Raw genomic sequence first — 25067 nt, 5'->3', positions numbered from 1 at the left:
GGGGCGGTCCGCCGCCCCGAAGCCAGTTTTCAAGGGGGAGCCATGCTCAAGCGCAAACGATGGATATTCGCGATGCTCGCGATCCTGCCCACATTGGCGATCTTCGCCTATGTGCGCATGTTTCCGATCGCAGATACGCTCAGGCTCAGCCTGCACAAGTGGGATATCCTCTCCAAGAAGAAGCCGTTCATCGGCCTGGCCAACTTCCAGGAGCTGATGGGCGACAGGCTCTTCCAGGAAGCGCTGCTCAACACCACCATCATCGCTTTCGGCGTCCTCATCATCACCATTCCACTGGCGATGGTCCTGGCAGCCCTCATCTTCCACCGCACGCGCTCCCGCTTCGCCGGTTTTTACGAGACGGCGGTGTTCATTCCCCACGTGGTTTCGCTCGTTCCGGCCGCCATGGCCTGGAAATGGATCTTCGACGCCCGCCTCGGGCCGCTCAACGCCTTCCTCGGCCTCTTCGGCATTCAGCCGCAGGCCTGGCTGTTCGATCCGGTGCTCTCGGTCATCTGCGTCATCGTGCTCTGCTCCTGGCAGGCACTCGGCTACGCCGTCCTCATCTATATCGTTGGCTTCAAGAGCCTGCCGGTCTCGCTCTATGAAGCTGCCAAGCTCGATGGCGCCTCCGGGCCGCAATCGTTCTGGCACCTCTCGATCCCGATGCTCAAGCCCATCACCCTCTACGTTTCCGTGGTGACGCTTGTTTCCGGCTTCAACGTCTACGCGCAGGCCTTCGTCCTCGCCTCCGACGCGCAGGGCGCGCCCGGCCGCCAGGTCCGCGTGCTGGTGCTCGACATGCTCGAGAACAGCTTCCGCAACTACCGCGTCGGCTACGCCGCCTCCGAGGCCGTGGTGCTGCTGGCCATTGTGCTGGTCCTCACCCTCGTCCAGTTCACCCTCCTGCGCGAGAAGGGAGCCCGGGCATGAGCGAAGCCGTCAGCGACATCGCCATCGAACAGGCCGAGGGCGCACGCCTGCGCTTCAAGAAGCGCGCGGTCGATCTTTCCATCGACATCGTCCTCTTCCTCTTCGCCATCCTCATGATCCTGCCGCTGGTGTTCCTGGTGGCCAACGCCTTCAAGACCCCGCAGGAAATGCTGGCCTGGCCGCCCACGATCATCCCGGCCAATCCGACGCTCGACAATTTCGCGGCCGTCCTCGGCCAGACCCCGCTCCTGATATGGATCGGCAACAGCCTGCTCTTCGCCGGCCTCTCGACCGTTGCCATCCTCGCGACCTCGGCCATTGCCGGCTACATCCTGGGCAAGTTCCGTTACAAGACGCTCAACGTCATCTTCGCGCTGTTCCTCGCCACGGCCATCGTGCCGTTCGAGGTCTACATGATCCCGCTCTATTTCCAGGCGCAGGCGCTCGGCATCCTCAATTCCACCTGGGGCCTGCTGCTCGGCTATCTGGTCATGAGCTTCGGCATCTTCCTCATCCGCCAGAACGTCATCCACTCGATCCCCGATGAACTCCTCGAAGCCGCGCGCATCGACGGGGCGGGGGAGCTCTGGATCTTCTGGCGCATCGTGCTGCCGCTGCTGCGCGGCGCGCTCGGTGCGCTGGGCGTCCTCGCCTTCTTCCAGGCCTGGACCGCCTTTGCTTGGCCGATGATCGTCACCACCACCCGCGAGAGCTACACCATCGAAGTGGGCCTTGCCCTCTTCCAGACCGGCTTCACCGTCGACCTTGGCCGCCTCAGCGCCGCCTCGGCCGCCGTGCTGGTGCCGTCGGTGACGCTCTTCATCCTGCTGCGCCGCAACTTCGTCCAGGGCATCGCCTCGACGGGCCTCAAGGAATGAGCGTGACGTCGTCCATGCCTCTCTTCATCGAAACGGCCCGCAACACCTATGCGGCGGCCAATGCCGGCACCATCGACTGGTTCCTCGGCAGGCCGCCCCTCGACGGCGCCTTCCTCAACACCAAGGTCAACAGCATCTCGCTGGCCGATTACGGTGCCGCCGACGGCATTCGCGGCCCCGATTTCACCTATGGCTGGATACAGGGCAGGGGCCTGGAAGCCCTCGTCACCCACGCCGCCTTCTTCGCGCCGACCGATCCTGCCCTCGCCGCCCGCATGGATAAGGCTGCTCGCGCGCTCTACGACAGGCTGGCCGCGCTCCAGCAGTCCGGCCACGTCTATTTCTGCTACGACGCCGCCATGCGCCCGGTCTATCCGTCCGGCGACGCCCTGCTGCCCCAGCTCGCACCGGCCGACATCTTCACCTATTCGGATGCCTTCGTCGCCAAGGGCCTCGTCGCCGCTGCCGCGCGCTTTGCGCCCGCCGATTTGCCGCGCCACCTCGACTATTTCGCCCGCGTCATCGCCTCGATCGAAGCCGGCCGCTTCCAGATGGATGAGCGCCGCCCGCTCTCCTCGGAAAGTCTCGCCGTCCAGGCCGATGATTTCGGCCCGCGTATGATCCTCCTCGGCGCCGCCGCCATGCTGGTCGATGCCGGCGTCCCGCAGGCCGCCGAATATGCCGACCGCTTCATCGCCCACGTGCTCGATCGCCATTACGATGCCGCCTCGGGCCTGCTGCGCAATGCGCCGGGCGAAGATGCCTGCAATGTCGGCCACGCCATCGAATTCGTCGGCTTCGCCCTCGATTACCTGCCCGCCGACGCCGATCCTGCGCTCATCGAAAAGCTCGAGCGCATCCTCCTGGCCTCGTTCCGCGCCGGCTATGTCGAGCCCGGCATCTGCCTTTCGGTCTCCATCTCCACCGGCAAGGCGCTGAGCCCCTATTGCCCCTGGTGGTCGCTGCCCGAAACCATCCGCTCCGCCGCGCTCGCCTACCAGCGCACTGGCAATCCGGAAGCGCTCGCGGTCTGGCAGCAGGCGCACGACGCCTTCTTCACCCGCTACTGGCGCGGCATCCCGGCTCTGGCCTTCCAGACCATGACCGCCGACGGCCCCGTGGATTTCGTGCCCGCCACCCCGGATCTCGATCCGGGCTACCACACCGGCCTCAGCCTTCTCGCAGCCATTCACGCCGCCGACGCGCTCCTGCGCGCCGGCTCCGACAATCGTTCAGCCTCAAGGTAAGTCTCATGGCGTCTGTGCAAATCCAGGATGTCCGCAAGTCCTACGGTCAGCTTCAGACCATCAAGGGCGTCTCGGTCGAAGTTCCCGATGGCGCCTTCGTCGTGCTGGTCGGCCCCTCGGGCTGCGGCAAGTCCACGCTGCTGCGCATGATCGCCGGCCTTGAGGAAATCTCGGACGGCACCATCCGCATCGGCGGCAAGGTCATCAACGATGTCGAGCCCAAGAACCGCGACATCGCCATGGTGTTCCAGAACTATGCGCTCTACCCGCATATGACGATCGCCGAGAACATGGCGTTCTCCCTGAAGCTCGCCAAGCGCTCCAAGGCCGAGATCGAAACCCGCGTCACCGAAGCCGCCCGCATTCTCGGCCTCTCCGATTATCTCGAGCGCTTCCCCAAGCAGCTTTCCGGCGGCCAGCGCCAGCGCGTGGCCATGGGCCGCGCCATCGTGCGCAATCCGCAGGTTTTCCTCTTCGACGAGCCGCTTTCCAACCTCGATGCCAAGCTGCGCGTCCAGATGCGCACCGAGCTCAAGGAACTCCACGCGCGCCTCAAGACCACCACCATCTACGTCACCCATGATCAGATCGAAGCCATGACCATGGCTGACCGCATCGTGGTCATGCGCGATGGCATCGTCGAGCAGGTCGGCGCCCCGCTCGATCTCTACGATCGTCCCGTCAACACCTTCGTCGCCAGCTTCATCGGCTCGCCCTCGATGAATTTCATCGCCGGCACCATCACCGATGATCGCGCGGCCATCACCACCGCCAACGGCGACCGCCTGCCGCTGGTGCAGGGCATCGAGGCACGCGGCCCGGTGAGCTTCGGCATCCGCCCCGAGCACCTCTTCGTCACCGGCGAAGGCAAGGGCTTTGAGATCGAAGTCACCGCCGTCGAACCCACCGGCTCGGAAACCTACGTTCAGGGTGTCCTAGGCGACCAGAAGATCTCCGCCCTGCTGCGCGAGCGCGTGGCCGTTCAGGTCGGCCAGAAGCTGCGGCTCGACATGGCGCCTACCAATGTCCACCTCTTCGATTCCGCCAGCGGCCAGCGCCTCGGTTGAACCATGGCCAACCGCCTTTCGGCCGGAACCCTCGGCCAGCTCCCGCCCACGGTCGGCGCGCCACGCTATGATCGCGCCGCCGTAACGCCCGGCATCGTGCATCTGGGCGTCGGTGCCTTCCACCGCGCGCACCAGGCCGCGTTCATCGATCAATGCCTTGCCGATGGTCAGTCCGGCTGGGCCATCATCGGTGCTTCGCTGCGCAGCCCCGATACCCGCGATGCCCTCGCGCCGCAGGATGGCCTCTACACCCTGGCCGTCCGCGACAGCGACACCGAGCGTCTCGACGTCATCGGCTCCATCCAGAGCCTCATAGTCGCGCCCGAGGACCCCGAAGCCCTGCTGGCGGCGCTCGCGGCGCCCTCGACCCGCATCGTGACCCTCACCGTCACCGAGAAGGCCTATCTCCGCAACGGCGACGGCGCCCTCGATCTCGCCCATCCCGATATCGTGGCGGACCTTGCCGACCGCACCCGCCCGCGCACCATGCACGGCTTCATCGTCGAAGCCCTGCTGCGCCGTCGCGCCGCCGGCGTCGCGCCCTTCACCGTGCTTTCCTGCGACAACCTTCCGGCCAATGGCCGCACGGCCAAACGCGTCCTCGTCGATTTCGCCACTCGCATCGATCCCGAGTTCGGCCGCTTCGTTGACGAGCACGTGGCCTGCCCATCGAGCATGGTCGACCGCATCGTGCCGGCCACCACCGATGACGACCGCGCCCGCGTTTCGGCCAGCCTGGGCCTCGAAGACGCCTGGCCCGTTGTCACCGAGCCTTTCCGCCAGTGGGTGATCGAAGACGATTTCCCCCTCGGCCGCCCCGATTGGGAAAAGTTCGGCGTCACCATGGTCGCCGACGTGACGCCCTTCGAGGAGATGAAGCTGCGTCTCCTCAACGGCGCGCATTCCGGCATCGCCTATCTCGGTCAGATCCTTGGTCACGCGACCGTTGCCGACGCCATGGCCTCCCCGGCCATCGCCCGCTTCGTCGCCGGCCTCTGGCGCGAGTCCATCGAGACGCTCCCCCGCGATGCCGGCCTCGATCCCGTGCCCTATACCGGCGAACTCGCCCGCCGCTTCTCGAACACCGCCCTGCGGCACCGCACTGCGCAGATCGCCAATGACGGCTCCCAGAAGCTGCCGCAACGCATCGTGGCGCCGGCGCTGGAACGGCTGGCGCAGGGCAGGGGCATCGCCCACCTCGCCTTCGCCGCCGCCGCCTGGATCGCCGCTCTCGCGGCCCGTTCCGGCGACACCTTCACCGATCCGCTCGACAGCCAGCTTGCAGCACCCGCCGCCAACGGCGCAGTCGGCGAAATCTTCGATCTCACCGGCTTCGCCCGCAGCAACCCGCACCGCGAAGCGCTGCAGGCGCAGGTCGAGCACTGGCTCAAAACCATTCACGCCGAGGGCGCCGAGACGGCCCTGGCCATTCTTGATAGGGAATTCGCGCAATGAAGCAGACTTGGCGTTGGTTCGGTCCCGATGATCCGGTGACCTTGGCGCATGTGCGTCAGGCCGGCGCGACCGGCATCGTCAGCGCGCTCCATCATCTCAACGATGGTCGCGTCTGGCCGGACGACGAGATTGCCAAACGCAAGGCGCAGATCGAGGGGGCAGGGCTCTCCTGGCCGGTGGTCGAGAGCATCATCGTCCACGAGGACATCAAGACCCGCACCGGCCGCTATCGCGAGCTCATCGACAACTACAAGCAGTCGATCCGCGCCGTCGCCCGCGCCGGCATCGAGACCGTCTGCTACAATTTCATGGCCATCACGGATTGGACGCGCACCGATCTCGATTACGTCATGCCCCATGGCGGCACCGCCCTGCGCTTCGACGTGGTGGAATTCTGCGCCTACGACGTCTTCATCCTGCGCCGCCCCGGCGCCGAGGCCGACCATCCCGCCGAGCGCGTGACCCGTGCCGAAGCCTGGCTCAAACAGGCCAGCGAGAGCGACCTCGCGCGCCTTGAGCGCAATCTCATCGAATGGGTGCCTGCGCGCGAATTCGTCTACGACCGCCAGAGCCTCAACCGCATGCTCGACGTCTACAACGAGCTGTCGGTCGAAGGCTTCCGCGCCAATCTCTTCGAGTTCCTGCGTGAGATCATTCCGGTCGCCGAGGAAGCCGGGGTCCGCATGGCCATCCACCCGGATGACCCGCCGTTCCCGCTCTTCGGCTTGCCGCGCGTCGTCTGCTCGGCCGCCGATGCCCGCGCACTGCTCGCCGTGGCGGATTCCCCGTCCCACGGCCTCACGCTCTGCACCGGCTCTTACGGCGCCAACCCGGCCAACGACCTCGTCGCCATGGCCAGGGAGTTCGGCCCGCGTATCCACTTCGCGCACCTGCGCAACGTAAAGAAGGAAGGCGATGGCTCCTTCCACGAGGCCGAACACCTCGAAGGCGACACCGACATGGTCCGCGTCGTCCAGGCTCTCCTCGCCGAGGAAGCCCGCCGCAAGGGTGAAGGCCGCGCCGACTGGCAAATTCCCATGCGCCCCGACCACGGTCACGTGATCGTCGACGACATCGGCAAGAAGGTGAATCCCGGCTATTCCGGCATCGGTCGCCTCAAGGGCCTCGCCGAACTCCGCGGCGTCATGCGCACCATCGAAACGCTGGGCTACTAGGGGCTAACCGCGCTCCGGCCCCCCTTCTCCCCTTGTGGGAGAAGGTGCCCGAAGGGCGGATGAGGGGGACCGCCCCCACCACGAACTTACAATAACCCTCCACCCCGGTGAAAGCCGGAGCCCGGAAGCCGCTTCAACGCGAACGGAGCAGCTCGACCGAACCCCGGCCTTCGCCGCGGAGGACGGTTTCGGGCAGGGGGACTAGAGCCCCTGATCCCGTCGAACCCCTTGGGATCAATCCCCGCGCCGCGAAGCTGCGCATTGCTCGGCCGGTGATGGCTGGCAATCGCGTTCGAAACCGCGATCGCCGCACCCATGCTGGCGATCCACGAGCGGGTAACCCCTACAAAGCTGACCTTGGACATTTTCTGCTCCTTCACACTCCCCAAAGATGGAGTGTCCGCCGGGCGCGACAAGGGCCGCGTCCGGCAGGGGAGCCATGCGTGAAAGCTAGTCCTCGTTGGCGGCCAGTTCCGCCAGCACCCGCCCACGCCCGCGCGCCCGCAGGATCAGCGGCACGACGAGCGCCAGGAAGGCGAGGAACAGCAGCGTCGCCGAGATCGGCGAATGCACCAGCACCGTCGGATCGCCTTGCCCGATGGCCAGCGCCCGCCGCAATTGCTGCTCGGCCAGCGGCCCGAGGATCAGGCCCACCACCACCGGCGCGATCGGATAGCCGAACCGGCGCATCACATAGCCCATCACGCCGAACGCCAGCAGCATGCCCAGCTCGAACACCGACGGGTTCGCCCCGATCGTGCCGAGCGTGGCGAACAGCAGGATGCCCGCATAGAGCCACGGTCGCGGGATGGCCAGCAGCTTCACCCACACGCCCACCAGCGGCAGGTTGAGGATCAGCAGCATGAAGTTGGCGATGAGAAGGCTCGCGATCAGCCCCCAGACGAGGCTCGAATTGTTGGTGAAGAGCAGCGGCCCCGGCTGGAGCCCGTATTGCTGGAAGCCCGCCAGCATGATCGCCGCCGTCGCCGATGTCGGCAGCCCGAGCGTCAGCAGCGGCACGAGCGTACCGGCCGCCGAAGCATTATTCGCCGCTTCGGGCCCCGCCACGCCTTCGATGGCGCCATTGCCGAACTCTTCAGGATGCTTGGTGAGCTTCTTTTCCGCCGCATAGGAGAAGAACGTGCCGATCTCCGCGCCGCCCGCTGGCATGGCCCCGATGGGGAAGCCGATCAGCGTGCCGCGCAGCCACGCCTTCCACGACCGCGCCCAATCCTGCGCCGTCATCCACACCGAGCCCTTGACCGGCTCGATCTGGTCCGGCGCCCGCTTGCCCTGTCCGGCAATCGAGAGCGTCTCGCCGATCGCGAACATCGCCACCGCCAGCGTCGTCACCTCGACGCCATCCAGCAGGTCCGGCACCCCGAACGCCAGCCGCGATTGCCCGCTCTGCAGGTCGATGCCGATCAGCCCCAGCGCCAGCCCGATGCCGAGTGCTGTGAGCCCTCGCAGCGCCGATTCCCCGAACGCCGCCGATACCGTCATGAACGAGAGCACCATGAGCGCGAAATATTCCGCCGGCCCGAACGAGAGCGCGAATTTCACCACCCAGGGCGCGATGAACGCCAGCGCAATGGTCGCGATGAGCCCCGCCACGAACGAGCCGATGGCCGCCGTCGCCAGCGCCGGCCCGCCGCGCCCCGCCCGGGCCATCTTGTTGCCCTCGAGCGCCGTGACGATCGAGGCGCTTTCTCCCGGCGTATTGAGCAGGATCGAGGTCGTCGAGCCGCCATACATGCCGCCGTAATAGATGCCGGCGAACATGATGAGCGACCCCGCCGGGTCGAGCTTGTAGGTCACCGGCAGCAGCAGCGCCACCGTCAGCGCCGGCCCGATCCCGGGCAGCACGCCCACCGCCGTGCCGAGCGTCACGCCCACCAGGGCATAGAGCAGGTTCATCGGCTGGATCGCGACCAGCAGGCCCTGCATCAGAAGGTCGAAGGTCTGCATGTCGCGGGCCTATTTGAAGAGGAGGTTTTCGAGCGGGCCCGCCGGCAGCGACAGCTGCAGCAGCTTGGCGAAAAGGACCCACACCACATAGGAAAGCCCGATGCCGATCGGGATCGAGAGGTAGAACTTGCGCTGCCCGAACCCCCGTGCCGTCGCGGCGAACAGCAGTCCGGTGGCGATGGAGAACCCCGCCACGTTGAGCAGCATCATCTGCGCCGCCAGCCCGCCCACGATCCAGGCGATCGGCCCGATCTCGTCATGCTCGCGCTCGGGAAATTCCCCGCGCACCGCCTCGAACACCGTCCAGATCGCGAGGATGAAGAGGAACGCAGCCACCACATAGGGGAAGGTCTGCGGCCCGATGCCCGAATAGTTCGCGGTCACCCGCAACGTCGAGGCGTCCCAGGCGATGACGCCCGCCAGCACGGCGAGCGCGATCGCGATCAGAAGCGCCGCCCAGTCCGGGCGACGCTCCTTCCTGCCGTTCAGCGGCGTCTCGCTCATTTGACGAGGCCGATTTCCTTGAGGATGCCGGCGGTGGATTCGATATCCTTGGCCAGCTGCGCCTTGAAGTCCGCGCCGGCCAGGAACGTATCCTGCCAGCCCTTGGTCTTGAGGATGTCCTGCCAGGTCTTGGACTTGGCCATCTTCTCGATATCGGCGGTGATGGCCGCGACCTGGTCATCGGAAAGGCCCGGCGCTGCCGCGACCATGCGCCAGTTCTGCACGGCCACGTCCACCCCGGCTTCCTTGAGCGTGGGGGCATCGATGCCTTCCAGCCGCTCCTCGCTCGAAACCGCCAGCACGCGCAGCTCGCCGGCCGCCACCTGCGACTCGAACTCGCCATAGCCCGAAATGCCCGCCGTCACCTGGTTGCCCAGGATCGCCGCCAGCGCTTCGCCGCCGCCCGAGAAGGCGATGTAGTTGATCTTGGTCGGATCGACGCCCGATGCCTTGGCGATGAGCCCCACCGCGATATGGTCGGTGCCGCCCGCCGAGCCGCCGCCCCAGGAAACCGAGCCCGGATCGGCCTTGAGCTGGGCCACGAGGTCCTGCATCGTCTTGATCGGCGAGGCCGCCGGCACGACGATCGCCTCATATTCGCCCGTGAGCCGCGCGATCGGCGTCACCGCGTCGAGCGTCACCGGGGAGGCGTTGGTGAGGATCGCGCCGACCATCACATAGCCGCCCACGATCAGCGCATTGGGGTTGCCCTTGGACTGGTTGACGAACTGCGCCAGCCCGATCGTGCCGCCGGCGCCCGGAACGTTGGTCACCTGCACGCTGGGCGAAATGCCTTCGTCCTGCAGGGCCGTCTGCATCGAGCGGGCGGTTTGGTCCCAGCCGCCGCCCGGCGCCGCCGGCGCCATGATGGTGTAGTCGGCGGCCTGCGCGGGCAGGGCCATTGCACCGGCCACCAGGCCGGCGAGAATGAAATGCTTCATCGTTCCTCCTCCACGCTGCGGTCTGCAGCGCGCGATTGCCATTCGGGCTTGGGAACTCTCTCCTCATGCGACCGCTGGTCGTCATGGCTCTTGCGGCCATTTCGTCACCTGGTCGGCTGCGAGGTCCTCCCAAACCTCTGCTGGAGCGCGCTGTGCGATCGCTCCAACGGCAGATGAACACAAGTAGCTGTCACGAACCTGTCATCACTGACCGCGCAGCGCCATATTCCAGCGATCGATGAGGCGCATGCGCTTGACCTGGTCGAGATATACCATGAGACCGGGCCCTACCGGAACCGGGCTGAGCGGCGCGTCGGCCTCCGCCCGCATCGCCGCCATCGTATTGGGCCCGCTCACCTGCGGATTGATCGCCGCGATATGCATGTCCTGCGCCAGCACCGCCTGGCCGCGCGCCGACATCATGAATTCGAGATATTTGCGCCCCAGGTCCGGCGCCGACGCCGCCTTGGGCACCAGCCCGATCCGCGACATCACAGTGGTATAATCCTTGGGCAGTACGATCCCGAGGTCCGGATTGCGCGTCGCCCAGTCCGCCGCGTAGGAGCCGAGGATATTGTAGCCGAGGATGAACCGCCCATCCCCGACCCGCTCCAGGATGGCCGAGGTCGTCGAATAGAGTTTTACCCCAGCATCCCCCATCGCCTCCACCAGCGTCCATACGTCCGAATACTGGTCCTGGTCGCGCGCCAGGAACAGGAATCCCACGCCGGCCCGCTCGATGTCGTAAGTCCCCACGCGCCCCGAAACCGCCTCCGGATGGTCGCGCAGATAGGCAATGAACTCGCCCCGCGTCTGCGGCGGCGGCGCCTCGGCAAACGCCTTCCTGTTGTAGACGAACACCGCCGGCTCGAAGGTCAGCGCGTAAGCCGTGTTGCGCCAATTGGCCCAGCGCGGCCATTGCGCGCTCATCGCCAGGTCGCTCTCCTGCGCATAGCCGTCATTGGCGAGCTTGACCTGCAGGTCCATCGCCGAGGAGAACGCCACATCCGCCGTTGGCCGCCCGGCATCGGTTTCCTCCACGATCCTGTCGTAGATTCCGCCTGTGAGCATATCCTCGTAAACCACGGCGACATCCGGGTTTTCCGCCTGGAACGCGGCGATCATCGGCGCGTTGAGCGGCGCATCGAGCGAGGAATAGATGGTGAGCGTCCGCGCCTCTGCCTTTCCCGATACGGCTGGATAGACGGTCGGCTGCGCCGCCGCCGGCAGGGCGATGGTCAGCAGGGCGAAGGCGAGGATCAGCGCGCGGTGCATCACGCATCTTTAGCAGGCGGCGAGCCTTTCACAATCGGCAAGGCACCGGCTAATGTGCATGCAAGGGTGGAGGACCCATGCGCATACTGGTCGTCGAGGACAATCTGACGCTCGCCGAAGGGCTGAGCGCCGTGCTCAAGGGCAATGGCTACGCCGTCGATTCCGTGCATGACGGCGTCTCCGCCGAGGCGGCCCTGCGCACGCAGACCTATGACCTCGCCGTCCTCGATCTCAACCTTCCCGAAATGGATGGCCTCGAACTCCTGCGGCGCCTGCGCGCCCGGCAGGGCAACACCGCCGTCCTCATCCTCACGGCTCGCGGTGCCTTCGAGGATCGCGTCAAGGGCCTCGACCTCGGCGCCGACGACTACATGACCAAGCCCTTCGACGTCAGCGAGCTGGAAGCGCGCATCCGCGTGCTTCTCCGCCGCCAGGCCGGGTTGCGCGGTGCGCAGGTGAGCTTCGGCCAGGTTGTGCTCGATCTCAACAGCCGCACTGCCTCGTCCGAGGGCCGGCCCCTCGATATCCCCGCCCGCGAGCTGAGCGTGCTGGAAACCCTCATGCTCCGCGCCGGCAAGGTCGTGGCCAAGGAAGCGATCATCCAGTCGCTCTCGGCCTTCGATGACGACCTGAGCGCCAACGCCGTCGAGCAATACGCCTCGCGCCTGCGCAAGCGTCTCGCCCCCTTCGGCCTCACCGTCCGCACCGCGCGCGGCCTCGGCTACTATCTCGACAGGCTCGGCGCCGAGGGATGAGTGCCCGCACCACTTACTCGCTGCGCCGGCGCCTCCTCGTCCTGCTGCTGGCGCCGCTCCTGCTGGTCGCCGCCCTGGCGCTGCTCGACACCTATCGCGAGGCCTCCGCCACCGCCAACACCGTCTCGGACCGCGTATTGGCCGGCTCCGCCCTCGCCATCGCCGAACGCGTCGTCGTCGCCGAAGACGGCAGCCTCGAAGTCGATATTCCCTATGTCGCCCTCGAAATGCTGACTTCGTCTGCGCAGGATCGCGTCTTCTATCGCATCGATGGCCCGCCCGGCACGTTCGTCACCGGCTATGAATCGTTGCCCTCTGTCGGCAAGCGGGCAGGGGAGGACATGTCCTTCTTCGACGATCGCTTCCGCGGCGAGCCCATTCGCCTCGCTGTCCTCGAGCGTTCCGCTTCCTCGGGCCTCCAGGCCATCCCCTTCCGCGTCATCGTCGCCGAAACCACCATTGCCCGCACCCAGCTCACCAACGCCCTGTTGCTGCGCTCCGCCATCCGTCTGGGCATCATGCTGCTTGCCGCCGCCGCCATCGTCTGGATCGCCGTCAGTGCGTCCCTGGCGCCGCTCTATCGCATGCGCGCCGCCATTTCCCGCCGTTCTCCCGATGATCTCAGCCCCATCGAGGAGCCCGTGCCGCGCGAAGTCGGCAGTCTCGTCGACACCATGAACACCTTCATGCGCCGTCTGGATTCCGCTCTTCAGAGCCTCAAGCACTTCACCGGCAATGCCAGCCATCAGCTGCGCACGCCGCTCTCGATCATCCGCACCCAGCTCGCCCTCGCCGAGCGCGCCAAGACCCTCGATGGCGCGCTCGCGGCCACCAAGGTCGCCGACGCCTCAGTGGCCGATGCCGAACGCATCCTTGCCCAATTGCTGCTGCTCGCCCGCATCGATTCCGATCGCGGCGTCGGCGAGCCGGTCGAGCTCTCGGCCCTTGCCCGCGACATCACCGCCGACCGCGTCCCTAAGGCGCGAGCAGCCGGCGTCGATCTCGGCTTCGAAGGCGAAGATTGCGTAAAAGCGCGCGTTGATGGCCTTTTGGTGCGCGAAATGCTCGGCAATCTCATCGATAATGCCATCGAATATGCCGGCACCGGCGCCGAAGCCACCGTCCGCGTCTACGCCGCCGACGGCGCCGCCATCCTCGAAGTCGAAGACACGGGCCCCGGCATCCCCGAGCCCCAGCGCCACGGTGCCCGCCACCGCTTCCAGCGCGGCGCGGAAACCAAGGGCGGCATGGGCCTGGGCCTCGCCATAGTCGAAGAAATCGCCACCCTCTTCAGCGGCACCCTGACCCTCGCCGAGGGTCCTTCTGGCCAAGGCCTCAAAGCCCAGATACGCTTCCCGCAGGTGGCCGAACTCGACCCAGCCACCACCCCCTAGGCCGCGGTGGAGATCTGGCCGGAAGGATAGATCTGGGTTCGGGCCCCCAACCCCTTCTCCCCTTGTGGGAGAAGGTGCCCGAAGGGCGGATGAGGGGACCCACTCCCTCCACCACCCAGCAGTTGCCGCTCGAAAATCTTATCCCCCCGCACCGCGAGCATACTACGATGCGAACACCCCCTCGCGCCGGCGCCTCACCGCCGCGAACTTATCCCCGCCAAAAACAATTCCCCAATTTCAGCGAAAACCCCCGCAAAACCCCGAAAACTTTGCCAAAGATTCCCCGAATTTCATTCAAAATTTAACGATTGCTCGTCGCTCATGATTATCGAACAGAAGCAAAATCAATAACTTAAGAAAATATCTTCCCGTAATTCCCTAACAAAAACCGCGCTAAATCCGCTTTCCGGACACCTTTTCGAAGAAATGCGCACTGTCCTCTGCGATTCGCAGCCCGATTCCCTCGCCCGGCCGCAACGCCAGCCGCTGCGTTGACAGCACCGTCAGGTCGATATCCCCCATCCGGGCGATGATCTGCGTTTCCTCCCCGGTCGGCTCGATCACCTTGACTATGGCCTTCGCCCCATCCTCCGCCAGCACCAGCCGCGTTGGCCGCACCCCGCAGAGCACATCCTCGCCCGTCGCCACCGGAGCCGGGCATGAAATCCCGCCGGTCCCCACGAACCGACCATCCTCGATCCTGCCCGGAACGAAGTTCATCGCCGGGCTCCCGATGAACCCGGCCACGAAGCTGTTCTGCGGATGGTCGTAGAGGTCGAGCGGCGTTCCCACCTGCTCGATCACCCCGTCGCGCATCACCACGATCCGGTCGGCCATGGTCATGGCCTCCACCTGGTCGTGCGTCACATAGACCGTCGTCGTCCGCAGCCGCTGGTGCAGCTCCTTGATCTCGGCCCGCATATGCACCCGCAGCTTGGCGTCGAGGTTCGAGAGCGGCTCGTCGAAGAGAAACACTTCCGGGTTCCGCACGATGGCCCGTCCCATCGCCACGCGCTGCCGCTGCCCGCCCGAGAGCTGGGAGGGATAGCGGTCGAGGAGATTGCCCAGCGTCAGGATCGCCGCCGCCTCTTCCACCTTCCGCTTGATCTCGGCCTTCTCGACGCCCCCCAGCTTGAGCGAGAAGCCCATGTTCTGAGCCACTGTCATATGGGGGTAGAGCGCGTAGTTCTGGAACACCATTGCGATGTTGCGCTGCTTGGGCGGTACGTCATTGACCACCCGCTCGCCGATCGAGATCGTTCCGCCCGAAATCTCCTCGAGCCCGGCGATCATCCGCAGCAGCGTGGACTTGCCGCATCCAGACGGTCCCACCAGCACCACGAACTCGCCGTCGCCGATCTCGGCGGTAACCCCATGGATCACCTCCAGCCCGCCATAGGCCTTGCGAACGGTGTCGATACCAACCGAAGCCATGAAGTTTCCGCCTCAGATGATTTCGAGATAGTCGCGGTCGGGCAGGGCCGGGAAGGGCGCCGCCGGCTGCTGCTGGTACCAGAACGCCACCGAGGCGATGTCGTCCTGCAGCGGCAGGTAACGCCGATCCTTTTTCTCGGTCCGCCACCCCAGCGCCTGGATCGTCACCCGCAGGTCGTTGTCGAACCGGATCGGGTCGTTGAGGTGCCAGCGATACATCCCGAACCGCTGCTGGCTGCGATAGGTCCCATCGGGCCGCAACACCTGCGGCAGCCCGGAATAGGGCGAGGTGAACTCGCGGTAGCGGCTCTCCATCGTGTCGTCGACCACCCCGCCGTCGAAATTGTAGGCGCCGCAGAAATAGTCCTCGGTGCCGGTCCCGCAGATGGTCGGGAACTTGCTGTCCCCATCCATGAAGAACTTGATCTCGCCCTCGCCCCACCAGCCGGCATTGTTGACACCCCAGGCCATGTAGGTGCCGACATAATGCCCGCGCCCCTCCACGCCATCGAGGATCGTGTAGTCCTCCTTGAACGGCAGCGGGTTGGTGCGGCGGAACTGGGCATGGAAATAGGCCGCGTCCTCAGGCACCTCGGTCAGCGCATAGTTGATCTGGTAGTAGATGATGCCGAAGTCGTCAGGGTCCCGGTTCTCGATGGTGATCTTCGCCGACTTGCGGAACGGCATCTCCCAATAGCAGTTGAACGCCCGCCCCGGATTGACGCAGACGGCAAGCGAGGAAACCTGCGCGAACTGGTTCCAGCCCGAACAGAAGAAGTCGCCCACCGGGCACTCAACCGACGGGTTCTCATTGCCGTCCCAGTAGACGCGCAGGATCAGGTCGCGCCAGCGCAGGTTCGCCGTCGTCAGCCAGATCTGCTGGATCGCGCCCTGGCCCTCGATCTCGCCCAGCACCCGCGTTTCTCCCGGCTCGATCCGGATCGAGGGCGAAATTTTCCAGCCCTGGCCGAGGCCGCGCGCATGGACCGCGCCGGTTCCTTCGGTGGCCATGCCGCCCTTGCCCTTCTCACCGGTGAAGTTCTCCGGCGAGATCGACCGCGTCCTGGCGTTAGACAGCCGATAGAGGTTGGAGAGGTTGACGCCCAGACCATTGAAACTGCTTGTCATTATTCGCTTCCGTTGAGTGGGTCTCTACTTGAGGCCGCTGGTCTTGATGGATTCCATGATCTGCCGCTGGAAGATCAGGAAAAGGATGAGCATGGGCAGCGCCACGATGGTCGAGGCGGCCATGGTGTAGTTCCAGGACGCCGCGTACTGGCTCTTGAAGTTGGCGATCGCCACCTGCACCACCCAGAGGTTGGGGTCGGCCGCCACCGTCAGCGGCCAGAGGAAGGCATTCCAGTTGGCAAGGAAGAAGAGGATTGCCAGCGCCGCGATGATCGGTCGGCTGAGCGGCAGGATCACGCTGAGGTAGATCCGCCAATAGCCCGCCCCATCGATCACCGCTGCCTCCTCCAGCTCGCGTGGCAGCGACAGGTAATATTGGCGCAGCAGGAAGATGCCGAACGCGTTGAAGATCGAGGGGACGATGAGCCCGGCATAGCTGTTGAGCATGCCCATCGACCGCACGAGGATGAAGAGCGGCACGATGATCACTGGCAGCGACACCAGGAACGTCGAGAACATGGCGAGGAAGATCGCCTCGCGCCCCGGAAAGCGCAGCCGCGCCAGCGCGTAGCCGGCCATGGTGTGGAAGAAGAGCGCGATGATCGTCACCACCGCCGACACGAAGAACGTGTTGAGCAGGTAGCGCCAGAACGGCACCTCGGTCAGCACATAGATGAAATTGTCGAACGTCGGCTTGTCGGGGATGAGGTTGGACTTGAACACCTCGGTCGGCCCCTTGAAGGCGATCGCCAGCATGTAGAGCAGCGGAAAGATCGTCATCGCGGCGAGGACGAGCGTCACCAGCATCCAGACCATCCGGACCGAGTTGACCTGGCGCGACGAATAGAGAATAGCCGGCCGGTCACTCATACTGGAACCTCCCGCCCCGCGTGAGGAAGAAGAACACCACCGTGATCGCCATCAGCACCACGACCAGCAGCGTCGCCAGCGCCGCCGCATAGCCGAAGGCCGAATACTGGAAGGCCTGCTGGTAGATGTAGTTGATGAAGAGCGCCGTCGAATTGGCCGGTCCGCCGCGCGTCATCACATAGACGAGGTCGAAGGCCTGCGCCCCCGCGACCGCCGCCACCGCCGAGACGAGCAGCACGAAAAAGCTGGTCGGACGGAGGAGGGGCAGCGTGATGTACCAGAAGCTCTGCACACGCCCGGCGCCATCGATCTTGGCCGCCTCGTAATATTCCTTCGGGATGTCCTGCAGGCCGCCGAGGAAGATCAGCATGTAAAAACCCATCAGGAACCAGACGCAGGCGCCGGTCACCGTGAACAGCGCGAAGTTCGGGTTGCCGAGCAGCGACACCGAGCCGAGCCCGACCGAATAGAGCAGCCGCGTGATGATGCCGAGCTTGTCGACAACCATGAGCTGCCAGACCAGCGCCACGACGACGAGGCTCACCATCTGCGGCGCGAAGAACATGGCGCGCATGACCGTGTTGAACCGCCCGTTGCGCTGGACGAGCAGCGCCAGTCCCAGCCCGAACACATAGAGCAGGGGCACGAGCATCACCGCGAACAGCAGCGTCACCTTTAGCGATTGCCAGAAGAGGGCATCGCCCCACATCCGCGCATAATTGGCCAGTCCCACGAAGGTGAAATTGCCGAAGCCATCGACCTCGAAGAGGCTGATGACGAGGGCCAGGATCATCGGCAGCCCGATAAAGAGCAGCAGCCCCAGCGCATCGGGGAGTACGAAGAGATACCCCGCGATGGCCTCGCGCCGCCGCGCCGAGAGCCGGACAGTGGCGGGCTGAGTGCCCGCCACTTTCTGCGATGTGGTCGCGATGCTCATCAGAGGATCGGTGCGCCCTTGTAGTTGGCAAGGAAGGCATCGAGCTGCTGGGAGGCCGCCGTAGCGGTCGCCTGCGGATCGGCCCCGCCGAGCTGGGTCGCCTGGATGGCATCCGAGATGATCTTGTAGACCTCTGGCGGCACCCGCGGCTCCGCGCGCGTCCCCGGATGGATCTCCTTGGAGAAGATCCCCATCTTGCCCTTGTTGAAGGCATCGCCGCCCTTTTCGAGCGCGCTGTCACGCGGCGGCATGTCGGACTTGGCGACCGTGCACCAATCCACCACGCGCTGGATCGAATCCGGCGCCATCGAAGCCAGCGCCCAGGCGATGAACTTGGAGGCGGCCTCCGGGTTCTTGCCCTTGGCATTGGCGACGAACGCCCAGCCGCCGCCGACGGTCACGTACTTGCCGCCATTGGGAACCGGCAGCTTGAAGATGCCGTAGGGGACGTCCGGCGCATTGTTGTCCATCGCCGAGATGCCCCAGATGCCGACATTCTGCATGGCGCAATAGCCGGAGCCCAGATTGGCGACGATGTCGCCGCCGCCACCGCCCAGCATTTGTCGCGGCGCCGCGCCCGTATTGATCGCATCCTGCCAGAGCTTGAGCGCCTGCACGGTCGCCGGCGAGTCGAAGGCCGACTTGCCGTCGGCGGTCTGGAAGTCGCCGCCGCCCTGCCACATGAAGGGGTACCAGGTGAAGTTCTGGTAATAGCCCGGCCCGGTCTCGAACTGCAGGCCGTAGCGCTCGCCGGTCGTCAGCTTCTTGCCGAGCTCCAGCAGTTCGTCCCAGGTCTTGGGCACGTCGTTTTCGTTGAGCCCGGCATCCTCGAAGGCCTTGACCGAGTAGTAGAAGGCCATCGGCTCCACTTCCATCGGCACGCCGTAGATCTTGCCGTCCACCATGCGGTTGGCGATCACGCTCTGCGGAAAGTCCTTCTGCGCTGCTTCCTCGATATGCGGCGTCAGGTCGGCGAGCACGCCGCCATTGTAGTAGCGCAGGAAGTCACCGGGCGAGATGATGAAGATGTCAGGTCCCTGGCCCGAGGCGAAAGAGGTCGCGAGCTTGGTGCCCGAGATGTATTCGGAGCCCACGACGTATTCGAGATTGACCTTGGGATCGTTGCCGGCGTTCCAGTCCTCGACCATCTTCACGAACCAGTTGACCTGGGTCTTCACGTCGCCGCCGGGGGCGTAGAATTGCCAGAAGCTGAGGGCGTTGTCCTGGGCGAAGGCCCTGCCCACCATCGGCAGGCTGCCCGCCATGCCGGCGGCGCCGAGCGCCGTCGCGCCCCTGAGAACGGATCGCCGGGACCAGCCCCGCGGTAGGTTGTCGTTCGTCATTCACTCCTCCCTTGAGTGTCTTGCGCGAGGTGTCTCGCGGCTTTTTCAGGCGGTTTCGTACTCCATGAGAACGCAGGGGATGACTTCCCGGCGCGGTGCTGGCTCGACTTTGCCTCCAAGCCGGTCGAGCAGCATTTTCGTTGCCGTCCGGGCCAGCACTTCGGGGCTGTTGCCCACGGTGGTCAGCCGCGGCCGGACGTATTCGAGCTGGGCGATGATGTCGAAGGCGGCCACGGCGATATCGCCGGGCACCTTGACGCCGCGATCGTAGAATTCGGTGAGTGCGCCGATCGCCATGAGCGAGTTGGCGAAGAACACCGCCGAGGGCAGGGCGCCGCCATGCTTCTCGAAGAGCCACCGCACCGCCTCGCGCCCCGACGGTTGCAGGAACGACCCCTCGAACCGCAATGCCGGATCGATGGTGATGCCGCCATCCGCCAGCGCCTTGTCGAACCCCGCGCTGCGCGCCGCCGATTCCTTGAAAGCCCTCGGCCCCGTCACATGCGCGATCCGGCGATGGCCGGCTCCGACGAGATGCTGTCCCATCAGGTAGCCGCCGCCGAAATCGTCGAGCGCGACACTGTCGGCGGATTGCCCATGCAGCGAGCCGATGAAGACGGTCGGCACGTCGATCTTCTCGATCTGGTCGAGCATGCCATGCAGCGCGAAGTCGGCGACGATCGCGCCATCCACCCGCTTGCGGCTGAGCTGCTTGAGATATTCGCGCCCATGCAATTCGGGATGCCCGCCGGGCACGTCGGTGTTGAACACCAGCGTGTCCATGCCCGACCGCTCGATCTCGGTCTGGAGCGTTTTGACCAGCTCCGTGAAATAGGGATTGAGGATATCCGGAATGAGGATGGCGACGATATTCGTCCGCCCCGTCCTCAGGCTCTGCGCCTGCGGGTTGGGCTTGTAGCCGAGCTCATCGATGGCAGCCAGCACACGCTCGCGCAGCGGCTGGGAAACGCGATCCGCGTGGTTGAGCACGTGCGAAACCGTCGTCCGCGAAACACCCGCCCTCTCCGCCACTTTCGAGATCGTGCTCATGCCCGATTGTTACTCAGCGCAAAATCGATTTGCAAATGGATTTGCAAATCCATTCAGTGCGATTGCGCAAAGAACCCGAGCAGCTTGAAATCATGGGATTTTACGCTGGCTTTACGCCACGGACGGGCATTCGCCGTAGCGCCGTTACGCGACCGGGGTCTAACGCCGAACCATCCTTTTCGGATGGAGCAATCATGTTTTCCGATCTCGTGTTTCTCGCTGGCGGGATGGCGTCCTTTCTGGTCGCCGGCCTGTTGGTGCTCGCGCTGGAGCGGCTCAAATGACCCTCGACATCGTGCTGGGCGTCATCCTCGCCATCGTTCTCTTCATCTATCTCATTGCGGCGCTGCTGCGCCCTGAGCGCTTCTGAGCGGAGCGATCATGTTTTCCGATCTCATTCAGATACTCATCTACGCGGCGCTCCTCGTCGGGCTCGCCGTCCCCATCGGCCTCTACATGGCGCGCGTCTATTCGGGCGAGCTCAAGTTCCTGCGCCCGCTGGAGCGCGGCATCTTTGCCGTCGCCGGGGTAAAATCCGACCAGGGCCAACATTGGAGCGCCTACGCGCTTTCGCTGCTTGCCTTCAATGCAGCCGGCTTCCTGCTGCTGTTCCTGATCCTCAAGTTCCAGGACCTGCTGCCGTTCAATCCGGCAGGCTTTCCGGGACTTCCGGCGGACCTGGCGTTCAACACCACCGTCTCCTACATCACCAACACCAACTGGCAGTCCTATGGCGGGGAGTTGACGCTCTCCAATTTCAGCCAGATGGCGGGCCTGACCACGCAGAACTTCCTTTCCGCCGCCACCGGCATGGCCGTAGCGGCCGCCGTAGCGCGCGGTCTTGCGGCGCGGCAGATCAAGGCAATCGGCAATTTCTGGGTCGATATGGTGCGCTCGACACTCTACGTCCTGCTGCCGCTGGCGATCATCCTCGCCATCGTGCTCGTCTGGACCGGCGTGCCGCAGACCCTCGATGCCTCCGTCTCCGCCACCACGCTCGAAGGCGCCAGCCAGTCCATCTCGGTCGGCCCGGTCGCCTCCCAGCTCGCGATCAAGCAATTGGGTACCAATGGCGGCGGCTTCTTCAACGCCAACTCTGCCCATCCGCTCGAAAACCCGACCGCGCTCAGCAATCTGCTGACCATGATCGGCATCTTCGTCGTCTCGGTGGCTTTCCCCTTCACTTTCGGGCGCATGGTCAACGACAAGCGCCAGGGCAGGGCGCTTTTCGCCGCCATGGGCGTGATGCTCGTCCTCGGTTTCGTCGGCATCTATGCCGCGGAAAAGGCAGGCAATCCGCTGCTCGCCGGCATAATCCAGGCAGATGCGGGCAACATGGAAGGCAAGGAAGTCCGCTTCGGCGTCGTCAACTCCGCACTCTGGGCGGAAGCGACCACGGCCGCGTCCAACGGCTCGGTCAACGCCATGCATGACAGCTTCACCCCGCTCGGCGGCATGATCGCCATGGTCAACATGGCGCTGGGCGAAGTCGTCTTCGGCGGCGTGGGCGTCGGGCTCACCGGAATGCTGTTGATGGTGATCATCACGCTCTTCCTCGCCGGTCTCATGGTGGGGCGGACGCCGGAATATCTCGGCAAGAAGATCGAGGCGCGGGAGGTCAAGCTGGCCGCCTTGACCCTCATGATCATGCCTCTCGGCGTGCTGGTCTTCTCCGCGCTCGCGATCCTCGTTGGCACGGGCCAGAGTTCGGTCCAGGACGCAGGCCCGCATGGGCTTTCCGAGCTCGTCTATGCCTATGTCTCGGCTACGGCAAACAACGGGTCCGCCTTCGCCGGCTTCACCGCCAACGTCACCTGGCACAATACCTTCCTCGGCATCGCCATGCTGATCGGCCGGTACGGTTACATCATTCCGGTACTCGCCATAGCCGGCTCCATGGCCACCAAGAAGATCGCCCCGGCCTCGGCCGGCACCTTCCCCACGCACGGCGCGCTGTTCGTCGGCCTGCTCGTGGCTTCGATCCTGATCGTGGGGGCGCTCACCTTCCTGCCGGTACTCGCTCTCGGCCCGATCGCCGAACAGGTCTCGCTCGCCGCGGGCCAGAGTTTCTGAGGTTTCTCACATGTCCAAGCAACCAACACTCACCCGGGAAATCGGCCTTTTCGACCCCGCCATTCTCACCAAGGCGGCAGGGCAGGCCTTCACCAAGCTCAACCCCAGGGGGCTGATGCGCAATCCGGTGATCTTCGTGACGGCTTTGGTATCGCTGTTCACCACCATCCTTGCCATTCGCGACGGCATCGTCGGCTCGCCTTCGTTCGGCATCGGCCTGCAGGTGGCGATCTGGCTCTGGTTCACCGTGCTGTTCGCCAACTTCGCCGAAGCCATCGCCGAGGGCAGGGGCAAGGCTCGCGCCGATGCCTTCCGCGCCACCAAGTCGTCCGCCCGCGCCAAGGTGCTGATCGACCCAAAGAACCGCGACCTCTTCGAATGGCAGGACCTCGCCGATGTCGACGTGGGCGAGATCATCGTGGTCTCGGCCGGCGACATCATCCCGACCGACGCCGAAGTCATCGAAGGCATCGCCTCGGTCGACGAAAGCGCCATCACCGGCGAATCCGCCCCCGTCATCCGCGAATCCGGCGGCGACCGCTCGTCGGTGACCGGCGGCACCCGCGTCGTCTCGGATTGGCTGGTGCTCAAGGTCACGGCCAAGCCGGGCGAGACCTTCCTCGACAAGATGATCGCGCTGGTCGAAGGCGCGAAGCGCCAGAAGACGCCGAACGAGATAGCCCTCGACATCCTGCTGGCGGCCCTGACGCTGGTCTTCCTCTTCGTCGTCGTGACGCTGCCCTTCTTCGCCATGTGGTCCGGCACGCAGATCCCGATGGTGTACCTCGCGGCGCTCTTCATCACGCTCATCCCCACCACTATCGGCGGGCTGCTTTCCGCAATCGGCATCGCCGGCATGGATCGGCTGGTAAAGGCCAATGTCGTGGCCAAGTCGGGTCGCGCGGTCGAGGCGGCCGGCGATATCGACGTGCTGCTGCTCGACAAGACCGGCACCATCACCTTCGGCAACCGCATGGCCGATGCCTTCGACCCCGTGCCCGGCATTTCCGAGCGCGATCTGGCCGAGGCGGCGTTCCTGTCCTCGCTGGCCGACGACACGCCGGAGGGCAAGTCGATCGTCGAGCTGGCTCGCCGCAAATTCGGCTTTGCCGACAATCCGCTGGGCAACGAGGCCACGTTCGTGCCCTTTACCGCCCAGACACGTATGTCGGGTGCCGACCTGGCCGATGGCACCGTGTTGCGCAAGGGCGCCTCAGACGCTGTGCTCAAATATGCGCACCAGCATTCAGGCCCCGAACTCGACGCCATCATCCGCCGCATCGCGACGTCGGGCGGCACGCCGCTGGTCGTCACCAGGGATCGGCGCATCCTCGGCGTCGTGCACCTCAAGGACGTGGTCAAGCCGCAGATCCGCGAACGCTTTGCCGAGCTGCGCAACATGGGCATCCGCACCGTGATGATTACCGGCGACAATCCGCTGACCGCAGCGGCCATCGCGGCGGAGGCAGGCGTCGACGATTTCCTCGCGGAGGCCACGCCCGAGCGCAAGCTTGAGCTGATCCGCACCGAACAGGCCAATGGCCGCCTCGTCGCCATGTGTGGCGATGGCTCGAACGATGCGCCGGCCCTGGCTCAGGCCGACGTCGGCGTGGCGATGAACTCCGGCACGCCCGCTGCCAAGGAGGCCGGCAACCTCGTGGATCTCGACAGCGACCCGACGAAGCTCATCGAGATCGTGCTGGTCGGCAAGCAATTGCTGATCTCGCGCGGAGCACTCACTACCTTCTCGATCGCCAATGACGTGGCCAAGTATTTCGCCATCCTGCCGGCGCTCTTCATTCCGGCCTATCCGGGGCTGGCCGTGCTCAACGTCATGGGGTTGGCTTCGCCCGAATCGGCAATTCTCTCGGCCCTGATCTTCAACGCCCTCATCATCGTGGCGCTGATCCCGATCGCGCTGCGCGGCGTGCGCTACAAGCCCGCTTCCGCTTCCGCGCTCCTGTCCCGCAACCTGACCATATACGGCCTGGGCGGCCTTGTCGCCCCGTTCATCGGTATCAAGCTGATCGACCTCGTCGTCAGCGCACTGCACCTCGTGTGAGGAGAAGAACCATGTTTGCAGATCTTCGCCCGGCAATCGCCACGCTCGGGCTCCTGACCCTCCTCACCGGCGTCGCCTATCCGCTGGCTATCACCGGCATCGGACAGGCGGCTTTCCCTCGCCAGGCCAACGGCTCGATGATCGAGAAGGATGGCAAGGTGATCGGGTCGGCCTTTGTCGGCCAGTCGTTCCAGTCGGACCGCTATTTCCATGGGCGACCGTCGGCCACCGGTCCCGATCCCTACAACGCTGCGGCGTCTTCGGGCTCCAATCTCGGCCCCAGTTCGAAAGTGCTGGTGGAGCAGGTCAAGGAGCGCGCTGCGGCGCTGGGTGGTTCAGGCCCGGTGCCGGCCGATCTCGTCACCGCGTCCGGCTCCGGTCTCGATCCCGATATCAGCCCGGCGGCAGCCGTCTGGCAGGTGGAGCGCGTTGCTGCCGCGCGTGGGCTCACCAAAGAGCAGGTGGAACAATTGGTTGCCCAGCATACCCAGGGCCGCGACTTTGGTATGCTCGGCCAACCCAGAGTCAACGTGCTGGCGCTCAACCTGGCGCTGGACGCGCTCAAACCGTAGGACGCG

23 protein-coding genes are annotated in these 25067 nt (G+C 65.2%); 13 read left to right on the top strand and 10 right to left on the bottom strand.

Annotated features, from left to right (window positions below):
* Positions 1-42: 42 nt before the first annotated feature.
* From JNE37_RS00615 to uxuA, 6 genes are read left to right on the top strand one after another with little or no spacing between them, the layout of a single operon-like run.
* The gene (locus JNE37_RS00615) at positions 43-933 is read left to right on the top strand and encodes a carbohydrate ABC transporter permease (protein ID WP_035027502.1); all 891 of its coding nucleotides are present in this window, start codon (positions 43-45) and stop codon (positions 931-933) included.
* Positions 930-1811 carry a carbohydrate ABC transporter permease gene (locus tag JNE37_RS00610; protein WP_081840321.1) on the top strand — a complete coding sequence of 294 codons (882 nt, stop codon included), beginning with the start codon at positions 930-932 and terminating at the stop codon, positions 1809-1811. Before JNE37_RS00615 ends, JNE37_RS00610 begins: the two co-directional genes overlap by 4 nt.
* Complete coding sequence (locus JNE37_RS00605) at positions 1808-3058, top strand: AGE family epimerase/isomerase (protein ID WP_246513444.1); 1251 nt, start codon at positions 1808-1810, stop codon at positions 3056-3058. The genes JNE37_RS00610 and JNE37_RS00605 overlap by 4 nt, the downstream gene beginning before the upstream one ends.
* A gap of 5 nt (positions 3059-3063) precedes the next feature.
* On the top strand, positions 3064-4125 hold the full coding sequence (locus tag JNE37_RS00600) for an ABC transporter ATP-binding protein (RefSeq protein WP_203064987.1): 1062 nt from the start codon (positions 3064-3066) through the stop codon (positions 4123-4125).
* A 3-nt stretch (positions 4126-4128) separates the two neighbouring features.
* A complete protein-coding gene (locus JNE37_RS00595) occupies positions 4129-5580 on the top strand; it encodes a mannitol dehydrogenase family protein (protein WP_203064986.1) in 1452 nt (483 codons plus the stop codon).
* A complete protein-coding gene (uxuA, locus tag JNE37_RS00590) occupies positions 5577-6755 on the top strand; it encodes a mannonate dehydratase (protein ID WP_203064985.1) in 1179 nt (392 codons plus the stop codon). The genes JNE37_RS00595 and uxuA overlap by 4 nt, the downstream gene beginning before the upstream one ends.
* A 450-nt stretch (positions 6756-7205) precedes the next feature.
* Here uxuA and JNE37_RS00585 read toward each other — a convergent pair whose 3' ends face one another.
* The 4 genes from JNE37_RS00585 to JNE37_RS00570 form a co-directional block, all read right to left on the bottom strand.
* Entirely contained in the window at positions 7206-8723 is a 1518-nt protein-coding gene (locus JNE37_RS00585) for a tripartite tricarboxylate transporter permease (RefSeq protein ID WP_035027492.1), read from the bottom strand.
* Between the two features lie 9 nt (positions 8724-8732).
* The gene (locus tag JNE37_RS00580; RefSeq protein ID WP_035027489.1) at positions 8733-9227 is read right to left on the bottom strand and encodes a tripartite tricarboxylate transporter TctB family protein; all 495 of its coding nucleotides are present in this window, start codon (positions 9225-9227) and stop codon (positions 8733-8735) included.
* Positions 9224-10168, bottom strand: a complete 945-nt coding sequence (locus JNE37_RS00575) for a Bug family tripartite tricarboxylate transporter substrate binding protein (protein WP_182397696.1) — start codon at positions 10166-10168, stop codon at positions 9224-9226. Before JNE37_RS00575 ends, JNE37_RS00580 begins: the two co-directional genes overlap by 4 nt.
* Before the next feature lie 204 nt (positions 10169-10372).
* The gene (locus JNE37_RS00570) at positions 10373-11443 is read right to left on the bottom strand and encodes an ABC transporter substrate-binding protein (protein WP_203064984.1); all 1071 of its coding nucleotides are present in this window, start codon (positions 11441-11443) and stop codon (positions 10373-10375) included.
* 77 nt (positions 11444-11520) lie between these two features.
* Between JNE37_RS00570 and JNE37_RS00565 the strand changes: the two genes are divergently transcribed.
* Together JNE37_RS00565 and JNE37_RS00560 are read left to right on the top strand one after the other, a co-directional pair.
* Positions 11521-12198 carry a response regulator gene (locus JNE37_RS00565; protein ID WP_035027480.1) on the top strand — a complete coding sequence of 226 codons (678 nt, stop codon included), beginning with the start codon at positions 11521-11523 and terminating at the stop codon, positions 12196-12198.
* A complete protein-coding gene (locus JNE37_RS00560; RefSeq protein WP_203064983.1) occupies positions 12195-13592 on the top strand; it encodes a sensor histidine kinase in 1398 nt (465 codons plus the stop codon). Before JNE37_RS00565 ends, JNE37_RS00560 begins: the two co-directional genes overlap by 4 nt.
* A 393-nt stretch (positions 13593-13985) precedes the next feature.
* On the opposite strand, the gene JNE37_RS00555 is transcribed toward JNE37_RS00560, so the two are convergent.
* Genes JNE37_RS00555 through JNE37_RS00530 form a run of 6 tightly spaced genes read right to left on the bottom strand, consistent with a single transcriptional unit; the run spans position 13986 to position 20354 of the window.
* Positions 13986-15026, bottom strand: coding sequence for an ABC transporter ATP-binding protein (locus JNE37_RS00555; protein WP_203064982.1), 1041 nt, complete (start codon positions 15024-15026; stop codon positions 13986-13988).
* A gap of 12 nt (positions 15027-15038) precedes the next feature.
* Complete coding sequence (locus tag JNE37_RS00550) at positions 15039-16154, bottom strand: glycoside hydrolase family 172 protein (protein ID WP_203064981.1); 1116 nt, start codon at positions 16152-16154, stop codon at positions 15039-15041.
* A 24-nt stretch (positions 16155-16178) separates the two neighbouring features.
* Positions 16179-17024, bottom strand: a complete 846-nt coding sequence (locus JNE37_RS00545; RefSeq protein WP_035091979.1) for a carbohydrate ABC transporter permease — start codon at positions 17022-17024, stop codon at positions 16179-16181.
* Positions 17017-17961, bottom strand: a complete 945-nt coding sequence (locus JNE37_RS00540) for a carbohydrate ABC transporter permease (protein WP_081899653.1) — start codon at positions 17959-17961, stop codon at positions 17017-17019. Before JNE37_RS00540 ends, JNE37_RS00545 begins: the two co-directional genes overlap by 8 nt.
* Positions 17961-19304, bottom strand: a complete 1344-nt coding sequence (locus JNE37_RS00535) for an ABC transporter substrate-binding protein (protein ID WP_203064980.1) — start codon at positions 19302-19304, stop codon at positions 17961-17963. Before JNE37_RS00535 ends, JNE37_RS00540 begins: the two co-directional genes overlap by 1 nt.
* Positions 19305-19349: 45 nt before the next feature.
* Positions 19350-20354 carry a LacI family DNA-binding transcriptional regulator gene (locus JNE37_RS00530; RefSeq protein WP_182397689.1) on the bottom strand — a complete coding sequence of 335 codons (1005 nt, stop codon included), beginning with the start codon at positions 20352-20354 and terminating at the stop codon, positions 19350-19352.
* A 35-nt stretch (positions 20355-20389) separates the two neighbouring features.
* Here JNE37_RS00530 and JNE37_RS00525 point away from each other — a divergent pair, with 35 nt between their 5' ends.
* From JNE37_RS00525 to kdpC, 5 genes are read left to right on the top strand one after another with little or no spacing between them, the layout of a single operon-like run.
* The gene (locus tag JNE37_RS00525; RefSeq protein WP_203064979.1) at positions 20390-20638 is read left to right on the top strand and encodes a hypothetical protein; all 249 of its coding nucleotides are present in this window, start codon (positions 20390-20392) and stop codon (positions 20636-20638) included.
* The gene (gene kdpF, locus JNE37_RS00520) at positions 20635-20724 is read left to right on the top strand and encodes a K(+)-transporting ATPase subunit F (RefSeq protein WP_081840319.1); all 90 of its coding nucleotides are present in this window, start codon (positions 20635-20637) and stop codon (positions 20722-20724) included. The genes JNE37_RS00525 and kdpF overlap by 4 nt, the downstream gene beginning before the upstream one ends.
* Before the next feature lie 8 nt (positions 20725-20732).
* A complete protein-coding gene (gene kdpA / locus JNE37_RS00515) occupies positions 20733-22427 on the top strand; it encodes a potassium-transporting ATPase subunit KdpA (RefSeq protein WP_379125135.1) in 1695 nt (564 codons plus the stop codon).
* Between the two features lie 10 nt (positions 22428-22437).
* Positions 22438-24489, top strand: a complete 2052-nt coding sequence (gene kdpB / locus JNE37_RS00510; RefSeq protein ID WP_203064977.1) for a potassium-transporting ATPase subunit KdpB — start codon at positions 22438-22440, stop codon at positions 24487-24489.
* Positions 24490-24500: 11 nt separating this feature from the next.
* Positions 24501-25061: a potassium-transporting ATPase subunit KdpC gene (gene kdpC, locus JNE37_RS00505; protein ID WP_203064976.1), complete on the top strand. Its 561-nt coding sequence runs from the start codon at positions 24501-24503 to the stop codon at positions 25059-25061.
* The last annotated feature ends 6 nt before the right edge of the window (positions 25062-25067 follow it).

The sequence above is a fragment of the Paradevosia shaoguanensis genome, assembly GCF_016801025.1.
GTDB lineage: Bacteria > Pseudomonadota > Alphaproteobacteria > Rhizobiales > Devosiaceae > Paradevosia > Paradevosia shaoguanensis.
The sequence above is the reverse complement of the archived record's forward strand: the minus strand, read 5'-3'. Positions and strand labels throughout refer to the sequence as shown.